Below are 25140 nucleotides of genomic sequence, written 5' to 3' on the forward strand. Positions count from 1 at the left end.
TTTTTAATATTCATTCAGCAACCAGCCGCTAAGAAAAGCAAAATACTCGCGTAGCCACGAGTTATAGCGAATATATAGTGGTGTTTCTGCGCTAATACTGATGACCTGTGTATAGCCCTGATGTCTGGCTATGGCACGAGCACGAATGCTATGAAAGTCACTGGTGACAATGGTAATTGGATCATTCAAAGTAATCTGATGACGGTTTAAAATCTTTTTGGAGTTGATCAGATTGAGTTGGGTGCTGGTACTTTGATCTTCCATTGCAACTGGATTACGAACAGCAGGATATGACTGTTTAAGGTAAGTCTGCATCACTTCAGCTTCAGTATATTTCTCCTGAAAACTCAAGCCACCCGTCATAATGATCAATGCTTCTGGATGCAATTGTACATAGTCAGCTGCAGTGTCGAGACGTTTTTGCAAGGTTGGCGAGGGTCGGTTGTTTTCTATACCACTACCTAAAACCAGGATTGCCTTGGTTGGCAATTGGGTATTATCACTATTGATATTGCTTTGAATATAGCCAAAGAAGATCAGAACACTGGCAACCCAGGTAAAAAGTCCAATCCACATCCATTTCCATACACTGGAACGAAACCTGGAGTGCTGGTGCCATTGCTGGAAATAGGAAAAGAACAGGGCGTAAATAATCAGTAACACGCCAATCAATAGTGGTAGCAAGATTCCCAGATGAATCTTGTTCTGTAAGAGTAACCAGAGACTGTCTGCACTCAGTAAAATCCCTACAATACTACTGATCAGGCATTTATAAAAATCTGACATGAATAATCCTGTAATTTTCATATTTTATTGTAGGTATTTCAGTTTTATAGGCAAGAAAAAACCGGGCAACATGGCCCGGTTTTTCTATCATTCACTGATTAATACACATCACGGCGATAACGACCGTCCTGACGTAATTGATCAACAGTTGATTCACCTAGAATATCAATCAGTGCCTGATCGACATCACTGGCCATGCCATCAATGCTACCGCAGACATAAATCACAGCACCATTGTTCATCCAGGTTTTCAGCTCATCCGCCTGTTCACGGAGCTTGTGATGTACATAAACTTTTTCAGCCTGATCACGTGAGAATGCCAGATCCAGACGTTTTAGTGTACCTACAGTCAACCAGGCTTCCAGGGTTTCCTGATAGAAGAAATCGTGTGCACGCTGACGTTCACCGAAGATCAGCCAGTTTTCATTATAGTCCTGACGGTTACGAGTATGCAGTAAACTCATCAGGCCAGCGATCCCGGTACCATTACCAATACAGATAATTGGGCGGTTATCATCCACCAGATGGAAGGAATCATTGCTGCGAATACGCAAGGCAATAGGTGCATTGAGTGCGGCATATTGTGTTAACCAGCCTGAACCTAGACCAAGTTCACCGGATGCATCCTGTTGCTGACGAACTACGAGACGCAAGATCTGTTGGCTTGGAATACTGGCAATAGAATATTCACGTGTTGGTAACACGGGTAACTGATTCAGTAATTCTTCTGAAGAAATAAATGGGAAAATTGGCTGAGTCAGATCACGATTCCAAAGGATGTCTTCTATACGTTGCTGCATAGAGGCAACCACAGTACCTGCAGGAATTTGGTGTGCTGCCAGGAATTGCGCAATGCGTTCAGCACTGTTCCCTGGCTGGATTTCTGCAATATCACCCGCTTGCCATTGTGCTTCATGTTCAGGTTTAAATTCCAGGTTAAAGGCTGGAGCTCCCAGACTGCCTGGATTCAACACCTCACGTTTTACAAGGGTCCAATGGTCAAAGGTTTTATCAATGTCCATGGCCTGAAGTTCTAGCTGAGTTGACTGAGCGAGTGCGGCATTCCATTGCTGGATATGCTCGTTACTGGCATTGTCGACTTCAATAGTGGTAAATAATTGCTGAGCACCATTATTTTTCAGCCATTGATCAATACGGTGACCAAAACTACAGAAAGTATCCGGATATTCTTTAGAACCCAGCGCCAGTACAGCATAATGAAGATGACTCAGGTCAGCCTGACCGGACAGAATTTTCTTCTCAAATGACGAAGCCAGGTCTGGTGCTTCACCGGTACCATAAGTACTTGCAATAAAGAGCACCTGTTCAGCCTGTTGCAGATCAGCCAGCGTCAGCTGTTGTACGGCTTTTACCCTTGCTGGTTGATGTGCTTGTTGCAAGGCAGTTGCGGTACGCCATGCCAGCTGTTCAGAAACACCGGTTTGTGTGGCATAAGCAATCAGCCAAGGCCTGGCATTTGGATCAATATTGACGGCTGTAGCGCCTTGACGTGCGGCAAGGGTTAATTTCTTCTGTTTACGACGCTTCAGATACAGCATCCAGCCGGTCACAAAGAAAAGTGGCATCAGCAGTGACGCGACCATGGCAAAGAACTGGTAGATCGGACCAAAGAAGCTGCCACGGTGAACCGGTAACATACTGCTCATGATCTTTTCATTCAGCTTTTTGTCTTCATACATTTCTACCGATGTAAATGCTGCATCCTGATAGTTATAAGTAGCATTATTACGGGCACGCTCATGCTGAACTTCAACATCAGTAAAGCTGAGTTTCAGTTCACCATCGGCTTTTTTAGGGATATTAAAAGTAACCGTTGAATATTTATCATTGAATTCATTCTGGAAACCTGCCCAGCTCTTGTTCAATGCAGTAAGTAGAAGGGTATCATCAACACCTCTCTCGCGACCTTCACCGCGATTTTCGCGCTGACCTTCGCTTCGTGGACCACGTTCGCCTGCACCTTCACCACGTGATTCGCCAGCACTACGACCTTGTTCTGCACCACCACGGCCGCCTTGACCTTGCTGCATTTCAGGTTGTGGACGTTCTACACCCAGCACCTTGAACATACCGTTGCGCCACCAGTCATAAGACCAGTACAGTCCGGTACACGCCAGGATCAGGTAAAAAATCACGACCCAGGTTCCAACAACCGCGTGCAGATCCCAGATAAAGTTACGACCTTTCAGTTGCGGCTTCACAGCTAGCCACTGCTTCACTGAATGGCGTTTTGGCCAGCGTAGGTAAAGACCCGACAAGACAAAGAAAATCAGCATCAGGGCGCAGGCACCTGTGATCTGCTTGCCGACAGGCCCAATGGTTAAATAGCGGTGTAGCTGCTGTATGAACTGGAAGAACTCACGGCCTTTGATTTCAGGTAGTACTTCAGCCGTATACGGGTTGACCATCATGTTGTAGCCACGACGAGCACCTTCTTTGGCAATATTAACCGTACTGGATCCTGTTGGACTGGCATCCAGGCTCACGCTGTTGATCTGCATTTCAGGATTTTGCTGCTTAAAGTGCTGATACAGCTCAGCCGGGCTGAGTTTCGGTCCGGATTGTGCCTGTACGGTATAACTGTCCGTATTGATCCATTTCAGGATCTGTTGTTCATAGGAATATATCGCCCCGGTAACGCCCATAATTGACAGGACCAGACCGGCAGTAATTCCAAGAAACCAGTGGATCTGGAAAAAGGTTTTTTTAAACATGGTCGTTGGATGAAAATACGAATATTAGAAAATGGTCTGATTATAAAGGAATATCGCAATAGAATGATGGATTTTGCGGATAATATTTATTCTCATTATCGTTTACAGTTATGAATACAAAAAAACCTCCGTACCCAGGTAGGAGGTTTTTTAATGAAAGTTCGTATCAGATTTCTTTCGGTTCGCCTACTTCTTCACGTAAATGCTTGCGAATGGTTTCGAATGAGAAATTTTTGCTATCCAGGCGTTTTGGCAGGATATAAGCACCTTGCTGACCTTTAACTTTGAAATTAACCAGCATGAATTCAGGTGTATTGTACCATTCATAGATGTCTTTCCAGCCAATCGCACCTACACCTTCTTGTAGACCCATTTTCTGACGCATCACGATCCCGTGAGGTTGTACACCCAGACGAATACCTTTAATTTCCTGAACTGGAAATTCGTTCATCTTACGCTTTACATACCATTCCAGACCAAAAGTACGGATCAGGTAGTACAGCACCACACACACCAGTGCCACCCAGCAAAAAATCGTAGAATAGTTCTTGAGCATGATAATGCCCAGAATAGAAAGTGCCACAACTGCAACCATGATCAGCCAGGCTTTCATGCCAATTTTATTGGTACTGCGCCAGATCATTAGCTGAGCATGACGTTGTTCCTGTTCTGTCACTTCATAGTTCACAGGCTGTAGGGTATAGGCGTATAAATTTTTCGCGGTCATAGTGAAATTTACAAATTTAAAACTGCAAAAAGTTTAGCATTATTTGTACCAATTCAGTGAGTATATTGTTCCAAAATCAGTCAAATTATAATGAGGCTAATTCGGTTGCCTGCTCATCACGTTCATGGCTTAAACTTTGCTTTAACTGACTGAGTTGATTCAAGATACTGAACATTAAGGACAGTTGCTGCAAAATGATCAGGGATTTCTGGTCTTCATCCTGCTGGTGTGACAGGCGTTGACGAATATTGTGGATCATATTCTGTGCACTGAGATCGGGCACTTCATCGGCCAGCAATGCACCACGAATGTCTTCAAGCGCCTGATCTAGCAGGCTTAAAATTTCCTGATCCTCGATTTTCTCACGATGTGCACCCAGCGCAGCAATATAGCTGATCAGGGTATGATTCAGACAAAGAAATTCGAAAGCCTGGCTCTTTTGCAAAGGATCAAAATCGGGCTCAGTCGCCAAGGTCGAAATCAGGGAGGCAACTTCAGCATCGGTATTATGTGCAGCGCGACGCACGATCCGGTAACGCAGACCATTGTTACGCCCAGTTTTATACTGTTCAATCACTTCGCTAAGATAATCGACCTCAGCATTTAAAGAACGTTTGATTGAACGCGGCAGACGGCGGAATTTCCAGTCAGGGAAGATAAAGCTCACCCCGAACCAGGCAATCGCACAGCCAATGAGGGTATCAATCATCCGTGGCAATGCTGCGGAAAAGCCCACACCATCCAGGTTAAAGTTAATCAAAGCCAGAATGGTGATGAAGGCTGTAGCTTGCGCATACTGCTTGCTGCGTAATTCAAAGAACAGCACGCCACTCAGGATCAGAAGCAGTAATTGACCTTCGATTGAAGGGACAAAATACAGAACGGCAAAGCCCAGGCTAATCCCAATCAATGTGCCGACTATCCGCAGACGTAAGCGGCGCTTGGTGGCGTTAAAGTTGGGCTGACTCACGAACAGGGCAGTCAGCAGAATCCAGTATCCATATTCGATATTGGTCAGCTGTACAAAGATATAAGAAATCAGCAGTACAATTGACAAACGCACCGCATGACGGAACAGCACGGATTCCGGGGTCAGATGCTGTTTGATCCGGATCCGGATATCTTCCCAGCCTTTTAAGTCGTCATCTTTGAGCTGGTTTTCAATATGTTTGGCACGCTCGAACTTAATATTGCGTTCAGTTTCCAGATTACGTAACTGAGCATCAATCGACTTTAAGTTTTGATACAGGGAAAACAGTGCATTGATCCAGACTTCATCATACTGCTGTTCCTGACGTAACTTATCCAGCGAATAGCGCAGGTTCTTAAAGGCATGCTTAAACCGCGAATTATGCTGGTAGGTTTTGCGCTGAAGGATACTTTCGCTCAGGTCCTTACAGGCTTTGCCCTGAATCGACAAAATGCGCTGAAAGCGGAACAGAATATCACTATGCTCAAAAATCTTTGCCAGTTTCTGATAATCAATATGCGCTGAGTCCGCCCGCTCATGAATGTCTTGGGCAATAAAATAATATTGCAGGCTGCGACGGGTGTCTTTCTGTCCTCGATCTCCCTTGAGTCGGGTCAGTAAAGCAGCTTTCATATCATTAAAAATCGCAATTAATTTGCCATTTTCAAGTGAAAGTTCAATCATGCTTTGCTGATAACTACTCGATGTCATATCAACATCAAATAGATTCGATTTGGCATAAAGAAAGTTACCGAGCGACGAATAGCACTTGGCCAGATTGTCTTGTGCCAGACGGGCAGGGAACAGCAGGAAACTGATTGTAGATAACAGGCCATACCACATGGCACCGATAACCAGCAGACCTGCCTGGGTGTACCAGTTATCAAACAGTTCCACCCCGAGCATGGAATAGACTGAGATCACTAGACAGCCATAGGAAATCGTAGCATAACGCCGTCCCAGCGAGCCGAGCAGAATTAAGCCAATACAGGACACGATGAGTGCCAAGGCAAACAGGATCGGGTACGGAAATAACAGATAAACGGCAGAGGCTGTAATAAAGAAGCCAATATAAGTATAGAGGAGATTCAGAATCCGGACCGAGAAGCGGTCGTCAATATCGCTTAAACCTGCTGCCACCACACCCAAGGTCAGTGGAATGGTCATTAACTGCTGACCCATCAGATAAGGCACAAAGGCAGTTCCTGCAAAGGCAATGATCATCCGCAGATTATACATAAACGTCGTATTGCCGGTGGTTTGCTTGAAACGAGTGAGCCAGGATTTCAAGATTCGTCCTTCTATACCACTGTCTTTAGATAAAGACTTAATAAATGTGTGAAAATTTAGCAATAAAAATAAGTAAATTTGCTTCACAAATCATACTATGCCCTGTGTAAACTTGTCTGCACAGCGCTCATTTAAATTCTAAATATTATTATGTCGACAACAACGACCAATAAAAACTATGCCATGTCCTGGATCATATTACTGGCATCCCTCACTGCACTTGGCCCGCTTTCTATTGATATGTATCTGTCGGCATTGCCACAAATGGCTGATGATTTTGGTGTCACTACCCAGCAGGTGGCAAACAGTTTGCCCGCCTATTTTCTGGGGCTAGCGATCGGGCAGCTGGTCTATGGTCCGGTCAGTGACCGTATCGGACGTAAACCGCCATTGTACTTTGGTTTAGCCTTATATGCAGTGGCAAGTCTGCTCTGTGTATTTGCTCAAAATGAATGGAGTCTAATTGCCGCACGGGTGCTGCAAGCCTTAGGCGGATGTGTCGGTGTGGTAATTGCCCGCGCTGCGATCCGTGATCGCCTAGATATGCATTCAGCAGCTCAGGCTTTTGCCAGCATGATGATTGTCAGTACGATTGCTCCAATTCTAGCGCCGAGTATGGGTGCCTGGGTATTGCTGGTATTTGAATGGAATATGATTTTTGTATTGCTGATGCTGTTTGGTCTGGTGATTCTGGCATGCGTACATTTTTTCTTTAAAGAAACCCTAGAGCCAGAACGCCGTTTACAACTGAATTTTACCCAGGTCATGAGCCTATATCAGGCAATTTTTCAGGATGAAAGTTTCAGAAAGCCAATGTTTGCTGGTTGTTTTTCCAGTGCAGTCTTGTTCTGTTATATCACCTCATCTTCAGCGATTCTGATGGATCATTTTCATTTAAGTGAGCAGCAGTTTGCTTATGTCTTTGGTGGTAATGCGGTCGGGATTATGCTGTTTTCCACCTTGAATAAAAAGCTGGCACATCGGTTTGGGATTTTAAGTCGTTTAAGAATTGGAACGACCTTACAACTTAGTGGCGTAATTGCTTTGTTGGTGCTGGGAATAATTGAGACTGAATCTTTAATTCTGGTCATTGTTGCCATGTTTATGGTGGTGGCATCTACTGGTTTTACCGGACCAAATGCCATGGCGATTGCGATGTCTGAGCAGGGGGCACGTGCTGGAACTGCCAGTGCCATTATGGGCAGCATGCAGTTTGCCTGTGGTCTGCTTGGCGGGATTCTGCTGAACTTTATGTGGTGGAATGCTTTATTTAATATGGCGCTGGTAATGGCGATCTTTGTTGGGATTGCGGCAGTGACCATTTACCGTCTGCAGCTGCCGTCGCCTAAAGGGGATTAAACATAGGGACGGCATAACTGCTCAAGATAAGCTTACAAGTTCAGACAATTAGTCATTTAAAAAGACAGCGAAGTCCTCAACTGGCACACGTGGCGTAATGAAAGTATTTACAATATCCTCTGGATCTGCATAGCCGAGAGCCATACCGCAAACCAATTCTTCATCTTCAGGAGCACCCACCACGTCTAGCACAATAGGATGAAAATAGTTCCAAGCTGCCTGTGGGCAAGTATCTAATCCACGTGCTTTAGCTGCCAGCATCACATTCTGGATCATCATGGAAATATCCATTTTCGAGCCAATGCCTAATGATTTGTGTACAGTAAAAAATAAACCTACTGGAGCATCAAACAGCTGGAAATTACGCAACTGCTGGCGTGCCATTTTCTCTTTTTCGCCTTTCTGAATATTCAGCAAGCCATACAGTCCCCAGCCATTTTCACGGCGACGGTCAATAAAAGGTGAAAGCCATTGTTCAGGATAATAAGAGAAAGTTTCTTTGTATTGCTCAGCCAGTTTTGGATTCTGATAAATCTCCATTTGTGCCTGACATACTTTCTCGACCAGTTCATCGCGTTTTTTACCTGTAAGTACATAGACTTTCCAGGGCTGGGTATTGGTACCGGAAGGTGCGCGACTGGCAACCGTTAAAATATCTTTCAAGGTATTTTGATCTACAGGCGTATTCAGAAAAGCACGAACTGAATGACGGGAAGTGATGGTTTGATCCACAGCATTGACGATTGTTTGATCCATATGAATTGTTATTTCCTTGATGGTAAGTTCTGACTATAAACTAAACAAATGATATTAACTGATGCGATGAAGTAAGTTCATCTATGAACAAAGGCTAAGCTAAAAATATTGGTTTTTAAGAATTGATCAATACTTCATTACTCTAAAACATGCCGCTGCACCTTTTATTCTTGGCTAAATTCGATATTAGCTATCTATAAATTAATTTTTTCTTAAATATCCTGTGATTAAGATAAATAAAACTTTCATAAAAATGCTGTATAAGCAATATAGACTACAATAATCCTAATAAAATAGATCGAAGCTTCAATGAATCTCCATTAAATATGCGGTATTTATAATGAATTGTTAAAACTTTAAAATAAGGAAAGATAGATCAAAAAATTATCTATTTATGAATTATTTTTATGAAAAGTCAAAATATTGTTAATAAAAAACAATAATACAGTGCATTAAGACACCGCATAATGTCCGACTTTTCATCTGAAGGTTCATTCTAAACATTCTGAACGGATCGTAAATATAAAAAACTGTGGTTATCGCGGTATTTCTGTAGCGTATCTGTGGGTTTGGAATGAATTTAAAAATATTGTGCTTCGAGATCCTGCAGGATGATGAAGCTTTTATCTCATCTTTCGATGCAGAACCGACTGTTTAACAGCCTCAAGATTTCGCACATTGTATTTTTAAGATGGTCTTAGGGTTATATGCAATCTGCCAGATTGCATTAACGAATTTGAATCAGGTGCTGAATTGTTTTGTTTTTCTAAAAGAGATTACTGTCCGTGTTGACTGATATAGGGTAGGGAGGTGGACATCATCCACTAAACTTAGGTCAAAAGATTACTTTTAGAACAACAAAAATTCAGAATCATCTTGGGCAAATAATTATGGATTTTACTTTTAACGCATTTTATACCTTGATTGCTGCAGTGATTGTCTTATTGCTCGGTCGTTTCCTGGTCAATAAAATCGATTTTTTAAAGCGCTATAACATTCCAGAACCTGTTGCAGGTGGTCTGGTTGCAGCGATTATCTCCCTGATCATCCATAGCTTGTGGGGTTACAGTATTACCACAAGTGCAGAATTGCAGACCAGTTTTATGCTGATCTTCTTCGCATCGATTGGTTTGAGTGCAAACTTTGCCAAGCTGCGTGAAGGTGGTATTGGTCTGGTGATCTTCCTGATCGCAGTTTCAGTGTTTATCATAGTACAGAACACTGTCGGTATGACATTGGCTAGCCTGTTGGGTATTGATCCACTGATTGGTCTGATTGCAGGTTCAATTACACTCACTGGCGGTCACGGTACGGCAGGTGCATGGGGCGAGATTCTGGAAACGCAACATGGTATCCAGGGTGCCCTGGTGATTGGTATGGCCAGTGCGACTTTCGGTCTGATCATTGGCGGTATCATCGGTGGCCCTTTGGCGAAAATGCTGATTAACCGCCATGAATTAGCCACGCCTCGTACTGCGGCTCAGGTTGAAAAACGTGATAATACTCCGCTAGATGTGAATTCAACTGAATACATTCCATTTGAATATCCACACCGCGTACGCCTGATTACCGCAGATAATGCAATTACTACACTGGGTCTGTTTGCAGGCTGTCTGGCATTTGCAGAATTTATGACCGGTTTCAGTAAAGGTACTGCATTTGAACTGCCAACCTTCGTTTGGGCGCTGGCTGGTGGTGTAATCCTGCGTAACGTGCTTGAAGGTGTGTTTAAGGTTAAGGTCTTTGATCGCGCGATTGATGTATTTGGTAATGCTTCATTATCACTTTATCTGGCAATGGCATTGTTATCTCTGAAATTATGGCAATTAGCCGACCTTGCGGGCCCACTGATGGTGATCCTCGGTGCACAGACTATTACCATGGCACTGTACGCAGCATTCATAACCTTTCGTGTCATGGGCAAAAACTATGATGCGGCTGTCCTGGCAGCAGGTCACTGTGGTTTCGGTATGGGGGCAACACCGACGGCAGTTGCAAACATGCAGGCCATTACCAATATGTACGGTGCATCACATAAGGCCTTCCTGATTGTACCGCTCTGTGGTGCGTTCTTCGTAGACTTGATCAATGCCACTGTGATTCAGGTAATTCTGAAATTCTTTGTATAAGGATAGATATGCAGAGTCATAACAATAAATCTAAGACGGATAGAAAGGATTGAATATGAATGAACAGCTCAATGAAACCCTGCTGGGTTGGGTCAATGCCCTAAATGGTCCACTTTGGGATTTTCTGGTCGTCTTCCTAGTGGCAGTGGGTATTCTGTATACCATCATGACTGGGGCCGTACAGATTCGTCTGTTCTGGCACAGTATGAAAGTCATGAAACGCAGCCGGAATGAAACCAAGGATGAGCATGGGATTACGCCATTCCAGGCCTTTGTAACGGGTTTGGCTAGCCGTGTAGGTGTGGGTAATGTTGCTGGTGTTGCGATTGCCATTGCCATTGGTGGTCCAGGTGCCGTGTTCTGGATGTGGTTTACCGCTTTTCTGGGGATGAGTTCGGCATTTGTTGAATCTTCATTGGCACAGCTGTTCAAGATTCGTGATACCCAGAACAAGCAGTTCCGTGGTGGACCAGCGTATTACATTACGCAAGGTTTGAAACAGAAATGGCTGGGTATCCTCTTTGCTATCGCGCTGATTTTGACGTACGGCTTTGTCTTTAATGCGGTGCAGGCCAATGCGATTATTGGTGCAACTTCACATGCCTGGGGCTGGGATCAGGCGAATCTGAACTTGCCATTGGGTGGTTTTGACCTTGAAGTTTCATGGTTAGGTCTATTTCTGGTCTTGATCACTGCGGTGATCATTTTCGGTGGCATCAAGCGGATTGCAAAAGTTGCTGAAAGCTTTGTGCCATTTATGGCGCTTCTCTATCTGATTGTGGCGCTTTATATTGCTGTGATCAATTACGATATGCTGCCATCTATCTTCCAGCTGATCTTCACTAAAGCGTTTGAGTTTGAAGCTGCTGCAGGTGGTTTCTTCGGTGCCATGGTTTCTATGGCGATGATGATGGGTATCAAGCGTGGCCTGTTTTCTAATGAAGCAGGGATGGGTTCTGCGCCGAATGCTGCTGCTGCGTCGGATGTAAAACATCCGGTGAATCAGGGCCTAGTACAAATGCTGGGTGTATTTGTAGATACCTTTGTGGTGTGTTCATGTACCGCGATCATTATTCTGGTGTCTGGACTGTATGAAAATGCCGGATTTGAAGGCGTAACCCTGACCCAGATGGCACTAGAAAGCCAGATCGGTGCCTGGGGGGATGACTTCCTGGCATTGATTCTATTCCTGTTTGCATACTCTTCCATTATCGGGAACTATGCCTATGCAGAAGGGAATGTGCAGTTCATCAATAACAATCCAGGTGTGATGATGATCTTCCGTATTCTGGTACTGTTCATGGTGTATTTCGGTTCGATTGCCAGCGTACCACTGATCTGGAACATGGCAGATCTGTTCATGGGCGTGATGGCAAGTATTAACCTGATTGCGATTCTGTTATTGATGCCATTTATCCTGATGCTTCTGAAAGACTATACTGGTCAGTTAAAGCGTGGGGTGAAAGAGCCAGTGTTTAAACTGGATCAACATCCTAAGTTTAAAGACAAAGTCAAATCCGATATCTGGTAAAACCCTATTGAAAAAGCCCCGAATCATTCGGGGCTTTTTTATGGCTCCAGTTTATAAAAAACTGAGATAGCTATAATAGACTGCGAAGCCTGTAATCAGGCTGAACCAGAGTGGAAGTTTTGACCGTAGCAGGTAAATTATCACGATTACAAATACCACATCTTCCCAGCGCTTCAGGTAACTTTGTCCAAGTTGCAGGACCAGATAAAGTAACAGTCCGACCACTGCTGCATTAATCCCTGCCACTGCATGACGGATCACAGCTTGCTGCATCAGCCAGGACCAGTAAGGTAAGCTTGCAAAAATCAGTAAGAATGAGGGCAAGAAGATAGCAATAGTCGCCAGTAGGGCATTGAGCCAGAGCTGATCCGTCCAGTCCAATAAAGCACCAAGATAACTAGCAAAACTGAACAGCGGACCAGGCATCAACTGGGCAAAAGCATAGCCTAGGTCAAAAGCCTGTGCACTGACCAGCTGGGTGCTGACAAAGTCCTGATGAAGCAGGGGCAAAATGACATGTCCACCACCAAAGACCAGAGAACCTGTTCGATAGAAATCGGCAAAGAAACCGAGTTCAGACCAGTGCAGGTACTGAACCAGAAGGGGGATACTTATGAAGGGCAGCAAAAAGGCGATAAACCAGTAAATTGCATGCTTTTTCTGAATATAGGGGGTGTCTAGAGTGGCATTTTTCACTGGTGTCGATTGTAACAGTGCTTGACTTTGAAACTTGCTCATCGCAATACTGATCAAGCCAGCCAGTAGAATCACCAGGATCTGGTTAAAGCTGAGTGGGATGACGGCCAGAAGGATTGTGGCAGCGATCATCAGGCTATATTGCCACCAGGATTTACAGAAGCTACGCAACATTTGCCAGAATGCCCAGCTGACCACTGCAAACACAATAAGCTGGATCACATGAAAGCTATGCGAGTTTAAAATGTGAAAGTAGCGTTGTCCGAGCAGGGCAACCAAAGTCATTAACAGTGCAGATGGCAAAGTAAAACCTAGCCAGGCCATTAAGGCACCGCTATAACCTCGTTGCATATAGCCGATGCCGATGCCGACCTGACTGCTACTGGGTCCTGGCAGGAGTTGGGCCAATGCCACCAGTTGTTGATATTGGGTATCATTCAACCAGTTCAATTGACCGACCATCTTATGGTGAAAAAATACCAGATGTGCAGCAGGTCCGCCAAATGCGGTACATCCAAGCTTGAAGAAAGTCAGAAAAATCTGATAAAGGGTAGGTGACTGCATGATAATACAGGTTTAAATAGCTACAAGTTATTCAAACTGTATGACAAATTTACGAAATTCAACAGTTAATTTAACATGGTGTTTATACACTATGCAGCTATTAAAATGAGGATAAGTGCTGTATGCGGAACTATGGGTTGAGCTTCATCATGCTGGGACTGTTTTTAAACGGCTGTCAGAGCATGCCTGATCAGCGAGTGATGGCAGTGAATGCAGGTATTCAATCCAAGCAAATGCAGTACAGCACAGCACAAGCACGTCCGAATCAAATCGATTTTCTGAAGATTAAAACGACCGAGCAGCGTCCTGTGGTTGCGCTGGTTTTAGGCAGTGGTGGTGCTCGTGGTTATGCGCATATTGGCGCGATTGAGGTACTGGAGCAGGCAGGCATTCAGCCGGACATGATTGTGGGAACCAGTGCTGGCAGTATTGTGGGTTCTATTTATGCCAGTGGCAAACCTGCGATTGAGCTGCGCAATATTGCGCTGAGCATGAAAGCCAATGATGTTCGTGATTTCAGAATCGATCTAAAAGGCTTCTTTGATGGCAAAAAAGTCGAAGATTATGTCAACTTGCAGGTAGACAATGTTCCTTTACAGGACCTGAAGATCCCCATGTTTGTGGTGGCGACAGACCTGAAAGAAGGCAAGAAAGTCGTATTTAATTATGGTAATACCGGTCAGGCGGTACGTGCATCGGTCGCGATTCCAAGTATGTTTATTCCCACCATGATTGAAGAAAAGGAATATGTGGATGGCGGTCTGGTTAGTCCGGTACCTGTAGATGTTGCTCGTGAACTGGGTGCAGATATTGTCATTGCCATAGATATTCTGGCGCAGCCGATTCATACCGAAACGACCAATGTCTGGGGCTTGTTTAATCAGAACATCAACATCATGCAGAAGCGACTTGCCTTTGAAGAATTAAAACATGCGGATGTAGTGATCCAGCCAGACTTGCGTGAGAAAGGACATATTTTTGATGTGCGTGGCAGAACCATGACTATGGAAGCGGGTATTGAAGCGGCACGGGGGAAATTGCTTGAAATTGAACAGGTATATCAGAAATATGATTATGCAAAGGGACATCAGATTCCACAGTTACTGGCCCGTGAAAAATAATCTCTAAAGCAGCTATTCAATTAAAACCCTTATTTGTAATAAATGAGGGTTTTTTAATTCATATATTCAAAAAAATAATAAGAATTACTTATAAGAAAATATCAATCTATAGAAAATATGAGCTAAGTGTTATTAAGTATATATTAATAAAAAATAATCAGCTTTAAAAATATAAGCCGCTGAAATTTAAATAAATTACTAGAATTAATATATTATTAAAGTATATATTTTTAGAATTTTATATGGTTATTTATATACTTAAGTTTATCAATTGTTTAAAAATTCAATCAGTCATGTCAGAATACAATTGATGAAAACAGATAAGATCAGATCTAGGGTGATATATGAATAATCTTGAAGTCGGGCAGCAGGTCAAACTGGCTCAGTTTGAGCAATACATCTTTAAAGTAACTGCTACACATCAGGATGGCACTTATACTGTAGAAACACAGCTCGACGGTCAGCAAGTATTGAGTTATCAAAATGTCGCTCAGGAAATGTTAAGACTCAGTGCTGACTAAAGGATGAATAGAAGAATTTATCTATGAGAGGTTATGAAAACAGTCTGGATAAATTCTTAATTCCATCTATATACAGATTATTCATCATGAAAATAATAAATGAATAATGATTTTCTGAAATACAGGTTCGATGGAATATCATTCAAGCGGCTTCTATTATATTTATTTCTGTATGAAATCATTTTTCATATAAATAATAATGATGGATTTTTTGCCGAATAGAACATTTAATTAGTAGTAAAAACGATATAATAATGTGCTTATATCATTGTCATTCAAAGAGTTCAAAGAAAGCGATGGCCCCATTAGATCAAATTGCACCAGCTTCAGACGATCAGTCAGAATTAACAATGACTGTTCTTATGACGCCAGACATGGCGAATTTTTCAGGAAATGTCCACGGTGGTACCATTCTGAAATTGCTGGATCAGGTTGCTTATGCCTGTGCGAGCCGCTATTCAGGCAGTTATGTGGTTACGCTGTCCGTGGATAAAGTGAATTTTAAAGAACCTATTCACGTGGGTGAATTGGTGACTTTCTTGGCGAGTGTGAACCATGTGGGCCGTACTTCGATGGAAATCGGGATCCGTGTAGAGGCGCAGAATATCCAAAAACGTACTGTGCGTCATACCAACAGCTGTTACTTCACCATGGTTGCAGTCGATGAAAATGGTAAACCGCAACATATTCCACCACTGAATCTGGATAATGACTGGAAACGTTGCCGTTTTGAAGCAGCTGAACAGCGTAAGATTGCTCGACTGCAAGAAAATCATCATCCTTCTTGCAGTATTTATAAGAAAACAGCCCACAGCTAATTTCTATAAAGTGAAAAAAGGCCTCAAATTAGAGGTCTTTTTTTGGCCTGTGCTTTTCATACGGACTGGTCATAACCTTATAAATCATCTAATATGAAACGATACGTATCGTTTCGTTTTTTGACAGATTATATGACACTGGAAGAAAAAGGCTCACGTCGCCAAAAATGTATTTTGCAGGCGGTGGCAGAAGCACTGATTGAATATGAATATCATCAGCTCACCATTGAGGATGTCGCTGCACGGGCGGGGGTGGGTAAGTCCACTATTTATCGCTGGTGGAAACATAAGTCTGAACTGGTTCTGGATACCTTCAGAGCACATACCGCGTCTATTTTTGATCTGGATTTTTCCAGGTCTTTGGAAGATAACCTGGTACAGCAATTAATACGGTTATCTCAGGCACTGGATCATCCGGTAGGACGGGCATTACTGGTGGTGATGGCTAATCATCGTGAACTTGCAGGGGAATTTTTCACCCAGTATCTGCTACCGCGTCGAGAACAAATGCGCGGCTTGATCCAGCAAGCGATTGAGCGTGGAGAAATCGGTGCGGACTATAATTTTGAATTGATGCTGGACTGTTTGTACGGGCCGATTCACTACCAGATTATCTTTTTTAACAAAATGCCGGATGAGAGTTATATTCGCGCGCTGGTTGCACTGAACCTACAGCCTGCAAGACCTCAGGCCTGATTTTAGAATTTTCTGTATATAGTTGGTTTTTATGTCTAGCACGACAGCTCCCTTATGGAATCGCTCATTTATTTTGTGCGTACTGAATAATTTATTTCTGTTTACCTATTATTTTGCCCTGATCGCGATTTTGCCAATCTACATCACCACAGATCTGGGTGGAACGGTGAAAGAAGCGGGCTTGGCGCTGACCTTATTTTTGGTGTCTTCTATTGCTATTCGCCCTTTTTCAGGCTTGATTATTGAGAAATTGGGTAAGAAACTGGCGATGCGTGGGGCAGGACTCTTATTTGCGCTGTTTGCCTTTAGTTATCTGCTGATTGATAGCATGAGTTCACTACTGATCGTGCGTTTTCTGCATGGCATCTGGTTCAGTATTTTGACTACGGTGACCGTACCGGTAGCCAATGACTTTATTCCGGATCAGCGTAAAGGGGAAGGGATGGGTTATTTCGTCATGTCGACCAATCTCGGAGTGGTGTTTGGTCCGCTGATTGCCTTAACTACGATTCAGTTCACCAGCTTTCAGATGCTGTTTGGCATTCTCGCCGTCCTGATCAGTCTGGGATTGATCTTCAGTTTAATCTTGAATATTCGAGAGCTGCCTCAAGCGAAAGTAAAAACTGCAGAAAAATCGCGATTAAGCTTGCAGGATATTATCGAAACAAAAGTCCTGGCTGTGAGCTTTGTAGCGCTACTTACTGCATTTGCTTATTCCAGTATTACCAGCTTTATTACGGTCTTTGCAGAAACCAAGCAGCTGCTGTCCTATGTCAGCCTATTCTTTATTGTCTTCGCGTTCTCCATGTTGCTGGTACGTCCTTGGGTCGGTAAATTTTATGACAGTAAAGGTCCGGACGCCGTGATCTATCCATCATTGATCTTTTTTGCCTTAGGTCTGGTGCTGGTGACTTTAGTCAATAATCAATGGATGTTGTGGCTCTCTGCTGTTTTCATTGGGATTGGCTATGGTTCACTTTTCCCATGTCTGCAAACTCTGGCGATTCAGGCGGTGGAGAAACAGCGTATGGGACATGCTATCTCAACCTTCTTTACTTTGTTTGATCTTGGTTTGGCAGTCGGGTCTGTAATGATGGGTATTTTTATAGCGCATTGGGGGTATGAAACCACGTATATGTTATGTGCGATGATCGTGATATTGACTCTGCTGGTCTATCGATACACCATATCCAAGAAACGAACAAAAGTAGCGATATAACAGGAATAAGAACATGGAACTTAGACATTTACGTTATTTTTGTATGGTTGCACGCGAACTGAACTTTACTCGTGCTGCGGAAAAGCTAAATACAGTGCAGCCTTCTCTTAGCCAGCAGATTAAAGATCTGGAACAGGAAGTTGGGGTCAAGCTATTAGAACGTTCTAACCGTAAAGTTGAGCTGACCGAAGCAGGAGAGGTATTTCTCAAAGAAGCTTTGCAGAGTCTGGAACATGCTGAACGGGCGATCCAATTGGCTCGCCAGGTCGCAGAAGTGGAAAAAGAGCATCTGGATATTGGCTTTGTACCTGTGGCAGAAATGAAAATTTTCCCTTACATCATGCCGAATATCCGTGCGCATTTTCCGGATTTAAAAGCCCAGTTTCATAGCTTGACCGATGCTGAACAGTTCTCATGGCTTCGCCAGGGGACAATTGATATCGCTTTTACCCGCTATCCAGATTCTTCAGCAGAATTTGAATCGATCAAGATTTTTGATGAGCCATTAACCTTGATCGTACCGCGCGACTCCGATGTAAGAGATATACCTGCCTTAAGTATCAAGAATTTTGCAGGACGTAACTTCGTGATCAGTGATGAACAGGCTTCACCTCAGCTGTTTAATATCATCCATGAATTTCTGAAGAAGTCCGGTATTAAGGTCAATGTGGTACAGCATTCCACCAATATTTTGCTGAATGTGAATCTGGTCGGTATGGGAGTAGGCTGGAGTTTAGTACCGGCTTATGTCATTCCGTTATTAGGTGAAAATATTATGGTGAAAAAGACCATCGAGCCGCTCCCGATGATTGGTTTGTATGCGACTTATCGCAAGGATCAGAAACATGAAGTGATTAACCTGATCCTGAAAGTGTTAAAAGAAAAATTCTGCCTGGATTTATTTTAATTTAGGGAGAGGGATCGGCTAGGGAAACCGACACAGATGAGGATGAAATGATTGGTAGCATATCCTCACTCATTACGCTCTAAAATAACGCTATAGTCAGGAAATAAAATAAAGCATAGGTTCACGATTATGATGACCTTATATAATAATCCGCAGTCTCGCGGCCTGACTTTGCTGCCCTTGCTGAAAGAGCTGGAAATTGAGAATCAGCTTGAGCAGATTGAAATTCCTTATACTGAGATGCACCAGCCAGCTTATGAGCAGATTAATCCCATGGGTAAGGTTCCATGTCTGGTGGATAACGGTATTGTCATTTCAGAAATGGCAGCAATTTATGTCTATCTGGCAGATAAATATCGGGAGAAAGGTCTGGCGCCTGCACTAGATGATCCTAAACGCGGGGCTTATCTGAAATGGATGTTCTTCTGCCATGGCCCTTTGACTGAATATATTGATATCAAAAACCTCAAGGTACTTCAGACAGAGATCGAAAAGAATCGTATAAGTCTGAGCTTTGGTCACGAAGATTCTGTGTTTAATTTCCTTAAGCAGGGAATACAGAAAGCAAATCCGTATTTACTTGGTGAAAAATGTTCGGCTGCAGATTTATATGTGGCTTATTGTTTAATCTTTGCTATTTCCTCCGAAATATTACCGCCTTTTGAGGAGTTCAAGCCTTTTCTACAGCAGATGGCGTACCGTGATTCACTCAAAGATATTCCATGGTTTCAGCGATACCGTACTTAGCTGAAACCTTATTTATTGTCATCCATACATAAAAAAACCACGCCGTAGCGTGGTTTTTTAAGTCAGGTCAATTATTATTTAACATGGAGCTTGTTGAACAGCGCCTTGCTTGTGCTTTCCATAGATTGAGGAATGGCAAGAGCTGCTACGAAGCGGTCTGGACGCAGGATGACGATAGAATCTTGGGTCTTGCCAAACCATGTACGGATATCAGTGCCGATATCACCAATGGTAATAACATCTTCATATTGCTTACGCTGTTGATTAGACAGCTGAACCGCAGGAATAACCTGAATGAACTTCACACCAAGTTTTTTCCATTGCTGCATTGATTCCTTGCTTAAGCCCCATTTCGGATCTACACCCCAGGCAATGATGGCAAAGTCATTGCCAATGACTTCATCCAGTAATACAGTTTCACCAGATTCCAGTTTGACCTGTGGCTGAATGAACATTTTGCCAACTGGAGAATCTTTCTGAGTATTTGCTAGTAACGCACCATCATGATATTTCGGCATTGGTTTAAAGCGCATTTCCAGCAGGTACTGTTTGATTGGCTTAATATAGTTCAATGCATAGGCAATACCGTCACGTACAAAACCTTGCCATTTTTTCGGTGGCGCAAGCACATGGCCTGCCATGACCGAAAGATCGATCATCGCTTTGGCATGGTCCTTACGTTCTACCTGGTAAGAGTCCAGTAAGTCTGGGCCTGCTTTGCCTTGTACCACTAGTGCTACTTTCCAGGCCAGGTTAAAGGCATCACGCATACCGCTGTTATAGCCTTGACCTTGCCATACAGGCATAATGTGCGCAGCATCACCGGCAAGCAGAATACGGTCGGCACGGAATTTGTCCGCAATACGCGCATTATGGGTATAAACACGCTGACGGATCACTTCAATACCATCAGTATTTGGCAGGACTTTAGATAAGAGTTTGGCAATATTTTCTGGCTTACTCAATTCTTCCTGCGTTTCACCTGGCATGACCATGAATTCGAAACGACGGATACCGTGAGGCAGGGCAGCAGATACATAAGGACGCACCGGGTCACAGCACAGGTAAATATGCGGGGTTGCCAATGGGTCATTGTCAATATCGATCACAATCCACTGGTTTGGTGCAGTTTCACCCTCAAATGGAATATTTAAAGTACGACGCACATAAGAGTTACCGCCATCACATGCGATCAGGTATTGCGCGCGTACAACTTCCGAACCACCATCTTTGCTCTGAACATTTAGTGTTACGCCGTCAGCATCTTGGCTGAAATGAGTCAAGTGACGAGAGAACAGTACTTCAGTTTTCTTATACTTTTTTAGACCTTGCAGTAGAACATTGTCTACCTGTGGCTGAATAAATGCGTTACGGCGAGAGAAGCCAAACTCACGCGTCAATGGTTGAATATCCGCAAAACAGCGACCTTTCGGAGTCAGGAAACGCATCGCATGGTTGGGTGTGGTATGTGGAAGGACCTGATCCACCAGACCTAATGATTGAATCGTACGCAATGATTCATCATCAATGCCAATTGCACGAGGGTAATCAATCAGGCTGTCCAGCTGTTCAACTACAGTGACCTGTACGCCCTGTTTACTCAGGTAGTTGGCAATCGTCAGACCTACCGGACCTGCACCCAAAATGGCTACTTCAGTTGTGTAATTTGCATTGCTCATCGCAAGGTTCCTTAAATCCGTCCAGAATGAAGTTGATTAAGGGCTAAATCCAAAGTCTAAACAAGCTATGCCATAGTCGGTGCTACATAGTTATAATGCATGGTGAAAAAACAAATTTAATATTTATGTTATTGATAAATAATATAATTTATAAATATATCTCATGGTCTAGAGTGATTTAATAATCATCATTTATTATGATGGAAAGCAAAAAAAGCTTAGAAAAATGGCTGAATGCAAAGGTCTGCAATCAGCCATTTAAAGTTCCTGTAGAGTATGGACCATAAATCCACTGGAGAGTTACCCAACAGGAGCTATGAGTACCCGAATGAACGGCTACTCATTATCGGTAAAAGCAAAATTGCCTTATTGAGCAGATGATGCTTTTGGTGTTTTAGTTGCAGGTTCTACAGCTGCTTCAGACGCTGGTTGTTCTGCAGTCGCCGGAGCAGTTGCAGCTTGAGTTTCAGGAAGCTCCTGAGTGCTCACGACAACTTTTTCTTCTTCAGTTGTTGCTTTGCTATCTGTGGTTTTAGTTGCTGCGAAGCTAGTTGCCGCTGCTGCGCTGAGTGTAGTTGCAAGTAGAATTTGAGCATAGTTCATGTTTGGCATCCTTATAGGTTTTATTCACAAGTCATTTATTGCGTTGACCATCACATCAACACAACAGGGACTTATGCTAGGGGCTGAAAATTCGTACCGCAATTGATTTAACAGAAGCTATAGAACAATGTGTACGTCCGGTATACAAAACTCAGGGTTATGTTTTATTTTTGTTAAATTTAACCCCAAAAAATCAATTAAAATGTTTTAAAACATTTCATAATTGGTTAAATTTTGAGCTTGTGTCAGTGGTTGCCTACGCTGAAAATTGGTAAAAACTGACAGAATTGAAGTTTTGAGGAACTTACTAGTTACATCAGTAAATTAACTCCCTGCAAGCCAAATGGCATTGTTATAATGTATCAATCTCCTCATTTTCATTGCTATGTGAGCTCGCCTTGAAACTCCTTTCTCCTTCATCTGCAGTGCCCGTGCATATTATTTCCGGTTTTTTAGGGGCAGGAAAAACCACACTACTGAAGCATTTGCTCAGTCAAAAGCCGGAAAATGAAGTCTGGGCGGTTTTGATGAATGAGTTTGGTCAGATTGGCGTGGATCAAGCCTTATTACCACAACATGAAGGCTACGCAGTCAAAGAACTATTAGGTGGCTGTTTATGCTGTAGCAGTCAGTTGCCAATGCAGGTGGCACTGTCGCGATTATTATCCGAATCCAAGCCAGATCGACTGTTTATTGAACCGACCGGGTTGGGGCATCCAGCGCAGTTATTGGAACAGCTCACAGAACCGCACTGGCAGACTCATCTGAAGATGCAGGCATTAATGACTGTCGTCGATGGTTCGCGTTTGCATGATCAAGCCTGGACGACCCAGAACCTGTATGCCGATCAGCTCAAGGCTGCACATATTGTCATTGTGTCGCATACCGATTTAATGACTGCAGAAGATCAGGAAAGTTTGAAACAGCTACAGCAGGAGTACCAGGCTTATAACCAGGTCTGGTTATTTAGTGTAAATGGCCAGATTGATATTGAACAGCTCAAGCAGGACTATATCGGTTCTGTTCGTCAGATTCAGCCCTTGTTAAAACAGCAGCGTTCCCTTGGTGCAGATGAGGTTGCAGTGAAAATCCAGCAGCTACCTTATCATTATGTGGAATCCGCCCAAGGTTATGCAGTGGCTGGCTGGAAGTTGCCAAAACGCTGGCAGTTTGATTTTTATGATCTGCTTGATTTGCTCTGTGAACTGCAGGACTGGCTACGTATCAAAGGGATTTTTAATACCAATCAGGGCTGGAAAAGCTTTAACTTTAATCCGGAGCAGTTTAACTATCAGTCAGCAGAAGAGGGTATTGATAACCGGGTCGAGATTATTTACCAGACTGAACGTGACTGGCTGAATTTTGAAACTGCGCTGATGCAATGTCGGATTGATGCGGAAGCAGGACATTCTGCTAGCTAAATTTTCTGGCATGGCGATAAATCTGTTCAGCAAAATCGATATAAATCTTATATGCTAGGCGCCAAATTTGAGGATTGTGTTATGGCGCTTAAAGCAACGATTTACAAGGCTGACCTGAATATTGCCGATATGGATAACCATCGTTATGAAGATTATCAGTTAACGATGGCATTGCATCCTTCGGAAACCATTGAACGTCTAATGGTGCGTGTTTTGGCTTATGCACGTTTTGCTGGTGAAGCGCTTGAATTTACTAAAGACATGTTTGAAACTGATGAACCTGCTCTCTGGGAGAAAGACCTGACCGGTCAATTGATACAGTGGATCGAAGTCGGCTTGCCCGATGAAGATAAGGTCAAAAAGGCAAGTGCCCGTTGCAAGAAAGTTGCAGTCGTGGCTTATGGTACTTCTGTCGATGAATGGTACAAGCGCAGTTCTAAACTGAAGACCCTATCCAATGTGGAAGTGTGGAAGCTGTCTCCGGCGAGTACCGAAGCGGTACAACAACTGTGTGAACGCACTATGCAGTTGCAGCTAAACATCATGGATAGTGAATGGACTTTGATTGGCGATCAGGCACAGGCTGTAATTGAGTGGGAACAGTTACAATAACAACTCACAAGGATGCAAGTTTCGACTTGTATCCTCGCCCCAATATTTCGTATATCTGGAGAGAATAATAAGGTCCAGGGACGAAGCATGTATCATGAACTTTATGATTTGCTGTTAGCAGTCGTGATTGGTGCAGTTATTGGGGCAGAACGGGAATATCACAGTAAGTCTGCCGGACTGCGCACCATGATCATGGTCAGTCTGAGTTCCTGTCTATTTACTATTATTTCCTTAAAAATCGGCGTCGCCAACCCCGACCGTCTGGCAGCCAATGTCTTAACTGGCCTGGGTTTTCTGGGAGCCGGCGTGATTTTAAAAGATGATAACCGGATTTCTGGTATTACCACTGCAACCACAATCTGGATGACAGCTGCACTGGGCATGGCAGTTGGGGCTGGCTATGAACTGTTAAGTGTCTGGGCAACGGTGATCGTGCTGATCGTACTGGTTCTACTGGTCTACGTGCAACGTGGGATTGAGCATCTGAATCAAGAACGTAACTACGAAATTGTCTGTCCTTTTGAGCAGCATGAGCCGGATCATTATGAAAAACTGTTTAAACAATACAAATTAAAAGTCATTCATTCCAGCCAGCAAAAAATCGACCGACGGATCACAGGCCGCTGGATCCTGATGGGTTCGGCTAAAAATCACCAGAAATTAACCCAGTATTTATTACAGGATAAGAAGATTCAGGAACTCAGCTTTTGATCCATTGCAGTTAAAGTCTGAGGAATTTGGCTCAATCGTGTTTATACTAGGGCTATTTGCAAAATGAAGGATATTGGCGATGACCAAAGAACTAGAAATTATTGACCTGGTGGTGGGTGAAGGTAAAGAAGCGGTAAAAGGTGCACTGATTACCACGCATTACACTGGCTGGCTGGAAGATGGAACCAAGTTTGATTCATCGCTGGATCGTGGCAACTATTTTGAGACGGTCATCGGCACTGGTCGTGTGATTAAAGGCTGGGATCAAGGTATCGTCGGCATGAAAGTGGGGGGCAAACGTAAGCTGATCGTACCTGCTCATCTGGCTTATGGTGAACGTAAAATGGGAAATATCATCCCGGCCAATTCAAACCTGATTTTTGAAATCGAACTGTATGACGTTAAAACACGTGACTGATATTATGTGACTTTCTGAAGAGTACAATATGTCAGGAATTCAGCAGCAGGATAGCTCGTCGGTTATCCTGCTTTTTTATATGAAAAATCATTGGCAATATCCAACATTCCACGTACATTAGAAT

Annotated in this window: 22 protein-coding genes; 14 read left to right on the plus strand and 8 right to left on the minus strand. The window is 43.4% G+C overall.

All coding sequences use genetic code 11. The features are described 5' to 3' along the window. Positions 1-3: 3 nt before the first annotated feature. From ACTJIX_RS02865 to yccS, 4 genes are all read right to left on the minus strand, one after another. The gene (locus ACTJIX_RS02865) at positions 4-786 is read right to left on the minus strand and encodes a YdcF family protein (RefSeq protein WP_005223011.1); all 783 of its coding nucleotides are present in this window, start codon (positions 784-786) and stop codon (positions 4-6) included. Between the two features lie 98 nt (positions 787-884). Then, entirely contained in the window at positions 885-3521 is a 2637-nt protein-coding gene (locus tag ACTJIX_RS02870) for a PepSY domain-containing protein (protein ID WP_440611146.1), read from the minus strand. A 166-nt stretch (positions 3522-3687) separates the two neighbouring features. Next, positions 3688-4248 (minus strand): hypothetical protein, encoded by a 561-nt coding sequence (locus tag ACTJIX_RS02875; protein ID WP_440611147.1) that lies wholly within the window; start codon positions 4246-4248, stop codon positions 3688-3690. Between the two features lie 85 nt (positions 4249-4333). Then, positions 4334-6508 carry a YccS family putative transporter gene (gene yccS / locus ACTJIX_RS02880; protein WP_333822225.1) on the minus strand — a complete coding sequence of 725 codons (2175 nt, stop codon included), beginning with the start codon at positions 6506-6508 and terminating at the stop codon, positions 4334-4336. Between the two features lie 150 nt (positions 6509-6658). Here yccS and ACTJIX_RS02885 point away from each other — a divergent pair, with 150 nt between their 5' ends. Further along, positions 6659-7867: a multidrug effflux MFS transporter gene (locus ACTJIX_RS02885; protein WP_103799658.1), complete on the plus strand. Its 1209-nt coding sequence runs from the start codon at positions 6659-6661 to the stop codon at positions 7865-7867. Positions 7868-7915: 48 nt separating this feature from the next. On the opposite strand, the gene ACTJIX_RS02890 is transcribed toward ACTJIX_RS02885, so the two are convergent. Then, on the minus strand, positions 7916-8623 hold the full coding sequence (locus tag ACTJIX_RS02890; RefSeq protein ID WP_005223003.1) for a nitroreductase: 708 nt from the start codon (positions 8621-8623) through the stop codon (positions 7916-7918). An 890-nt stretch (positions 8624-9513) separates the two neighbouring features. Between ACTJIX_RS02890 and gltS the strand changes: the two genes are divergently transcribed. Then, positions 9514-10752 carry a sodium/glutamate symporter gene (gene gltS, locus ACTJIX_RS02895; RefSeq protein WP_005223001.1) on the plus strand — a complete coding sequence of 413 codons (1239 nt, stop codon included), beginning with the start codon at positions 9514-9516 and terminating at the stop codon, positions 10750-10752. A gap of 55 nt (positions 10753-10807) precedes the next feature. Continuing rightward, a complete protein-coding gene (locus tag ACTJIX_RS02900; RefSeq protein WP_005222998.1) occupies positions 10808-12283 on the plus strand; it encodes an alanine/glycine:cation symporter family protein in 1476 nt (491 codons plus the stop codon). A 51-nt stretch (positions 12284-12334) separates the two neighbouring features. Here ACTJIX_RS02900 and chrA read toward each other — a convergent pair whose 3' ends face one another. Beyond that, on the minus strand, positions 12335-13543 hold the full coding sequence (chrA, locus tag ACTJIX_RS02905) for a chromate efflux transporter (RefSeq protein ID WP_005222995.1): 1209 nt from the start codon (positions 13541-13543) through the stop codon (positions 12335-12337). A 122-nt stretch (positions 13544-13665) separates the two neighbouring features. Here chrA and ACTJIX_RS02910 point away from each other — a divergent pair, with 122 nt between their 5' ends. The 7 genes from ACTJIX_RS02910 (at position 13666) to ACTJIX_RS02940 (ending at position 19572) form a co-directional block, all read left to right on the plus strand. Further along, entirely contained in the window at positions 13666-14664 is a 999-nt protein-coding gene (locus ACTJIX_RS02910) for a patatin-like phospholipase family protein (protein WP_005222992.1), read from the plus strand. Positions 14665-15008: 344 nt separating this feature from the next. Then, positions 15009-15185 carry a hypothetical protein gene (locus ACTJIX_RS02915; RefSeq protein WP_004814805.1) on the plus strand — a complete coding sequence of 59 codons (177 nt, stop codon included), beginning with the start codon at positions 15009-15011 and terminating at the stop codon, positions 15183-15185. Positions 15186-15481: 296 nt separating this feature from the next. Continuing rightward, a complete protein-coding gene (locus ACTJIX_RS02920; protein ID WP_004814807.1) occupies positions 15482-16003 on the plus strand; it encodes an acyl-CoA thioesterase in 522 nt (173 codons plus the stop codon). Positions 16004-16135: 132 nt separating this feature from the next. Further along, on the plus strand, positions 16136-16699 hold the full coding sequence (locus ACTJIX_RS02925; protein ID WP_440611148.1) for a TetR/AcrR family transcriptional regulator: 564 nt from the start codon (positions 16136-16138) through the stop codon (positions 16697-16699). 31 nt (positions 16700-16730) lie between these two features. After that, the gene (locus ACTJIX_RS02930; protein ID WP_163170997.1) at positions 16731-17918 is read left to right on the plus strand and encodes an MFS transporter; all 1188 of its coding nucleotides are present in this window, start codon (positions 16731-16733) and stop codon (positions 17916-17918) included. Between the two features lie 13 nt (positions 17919-17931). Then, positions 17932-18825: a LysR substrate-binding domain-containing protein gene (locus tag ACTJIX_RS02935; protein WP_440611149.1), complete on the plus strand. Its 894-nt coding sequence runs from the start codon at positions 17932-17934 to the stop codon at positions 18823-18825. A 129-nt stretch (positions 18826-18954) separates the two neighbouring features. Then, positions 18955-19572, plus strand: a complete 618-nt coding sequence (locus ACTJIX_RS02940; protein ID WP_440611150.1) for a glutathione S-transferase family protein — start codon at positions 18955-18957, stop codon at positions 19570-19572. Between the two features lie 74 nt (positions 19573-19646). Here the strand turns inward: ACTJIX_RS02940 and ACTJIX_RS02945 are convergent, their stop codons facing one another. Together ACTJIX_RS02945 and ACTJIX_RS02950 are read right to left on the minus strand one after the other, a co-directional pair. Then, a complete protein-coding gene (locus ACTJIX_RS02945) occupies positions 19647-21251 on the minus strand; it encodes a bifunctional 3-(3-hydroxy-phenyl)propionate/3-hydroxycinnamic acid hydroxylase (RefSeq protein ID WP_325777693.1) in 1605 nt (534 codons plus the stop codon). Positions 21252-21617: 366 nt separating this feature from the next. After that, entirely contained in the window at positions 21618-21854 is a 237-nt protein-coding gene (locus ACTJIX_RS02950) for a hypothetical protein (protein WP_071320197.1), read from the minus strand. Between the two features lie 398 nt (positions 21855-22252). Here ACTJIX_RS02950 and ACTJIX_RS02955 point away from each other — a divergent pair, with 398 nt between their 5' ends. The 4 genes from ACTJIX_RS02955 to ACTJIX_RS02970 all read left to right on the plus strand — a co-directional run bounded on the left by ACTJIX_RS02955 (position 22253) and on the right by ACTJIX_RS02970 (position 25016). Then, entirely contained in the window at positions 22253-23275 is a 1023-nt protein-coding gene (locus ACTJIX_RS02955; protein ID WP_440611151.1) for a CobW family GTP-binding protein, read from the plus strand. A gap of 81 nt (positions 23276-23356) precedes the next feature. Further along, positions 23357-23887, plus strand: coding sequence for a YaeQ family protein (locus ACTJIX_RS02960; protein WP_440611152.1), 531 nt, complete (start codon positions 23357-23359; stop codon positions 23885-23887). An 87-nt stretch (positions 23888-23974) separates the two neighbouring features. Beyond that, positions 23975-24598 (plus strand): MgtC/SapB family protein, encoded by a 624-nt coding sequence (locus ACTJIX_RS02965; RefSeq protein ID WP_004814826.1) that lies wholly within the window; start codon positions 23975-23977, stop codon positions 24596-24598. A 79-nt stretch (positions 24599-24677) separates the two neighbouring features. Then, positions 24678-25016: an FKBP-type peptidyl-prolyl cis-trans isomerase gene (locus ACTJIX_RS02970; protein ID WP_163170999.1), complete on the plus strand. Its 339-nt coding sequence runs from the start codon at positions 24678-24680 to the stop codon at positions 25014-25016. Positions 25017-25140 lie beyond the last annotated feature (124 nt).

Origin of the sequence: Acinetobacter sp. 22323, assembly GCF_052044895.1 — a bacterium.
GTDB classification, from domain to species: Bacteria; Pseudomonadota; Gammaproteobacteria; order Pseudomonadales; family Moraxellaceae; genus Acinetobacter; species Acinetobacter schindleri.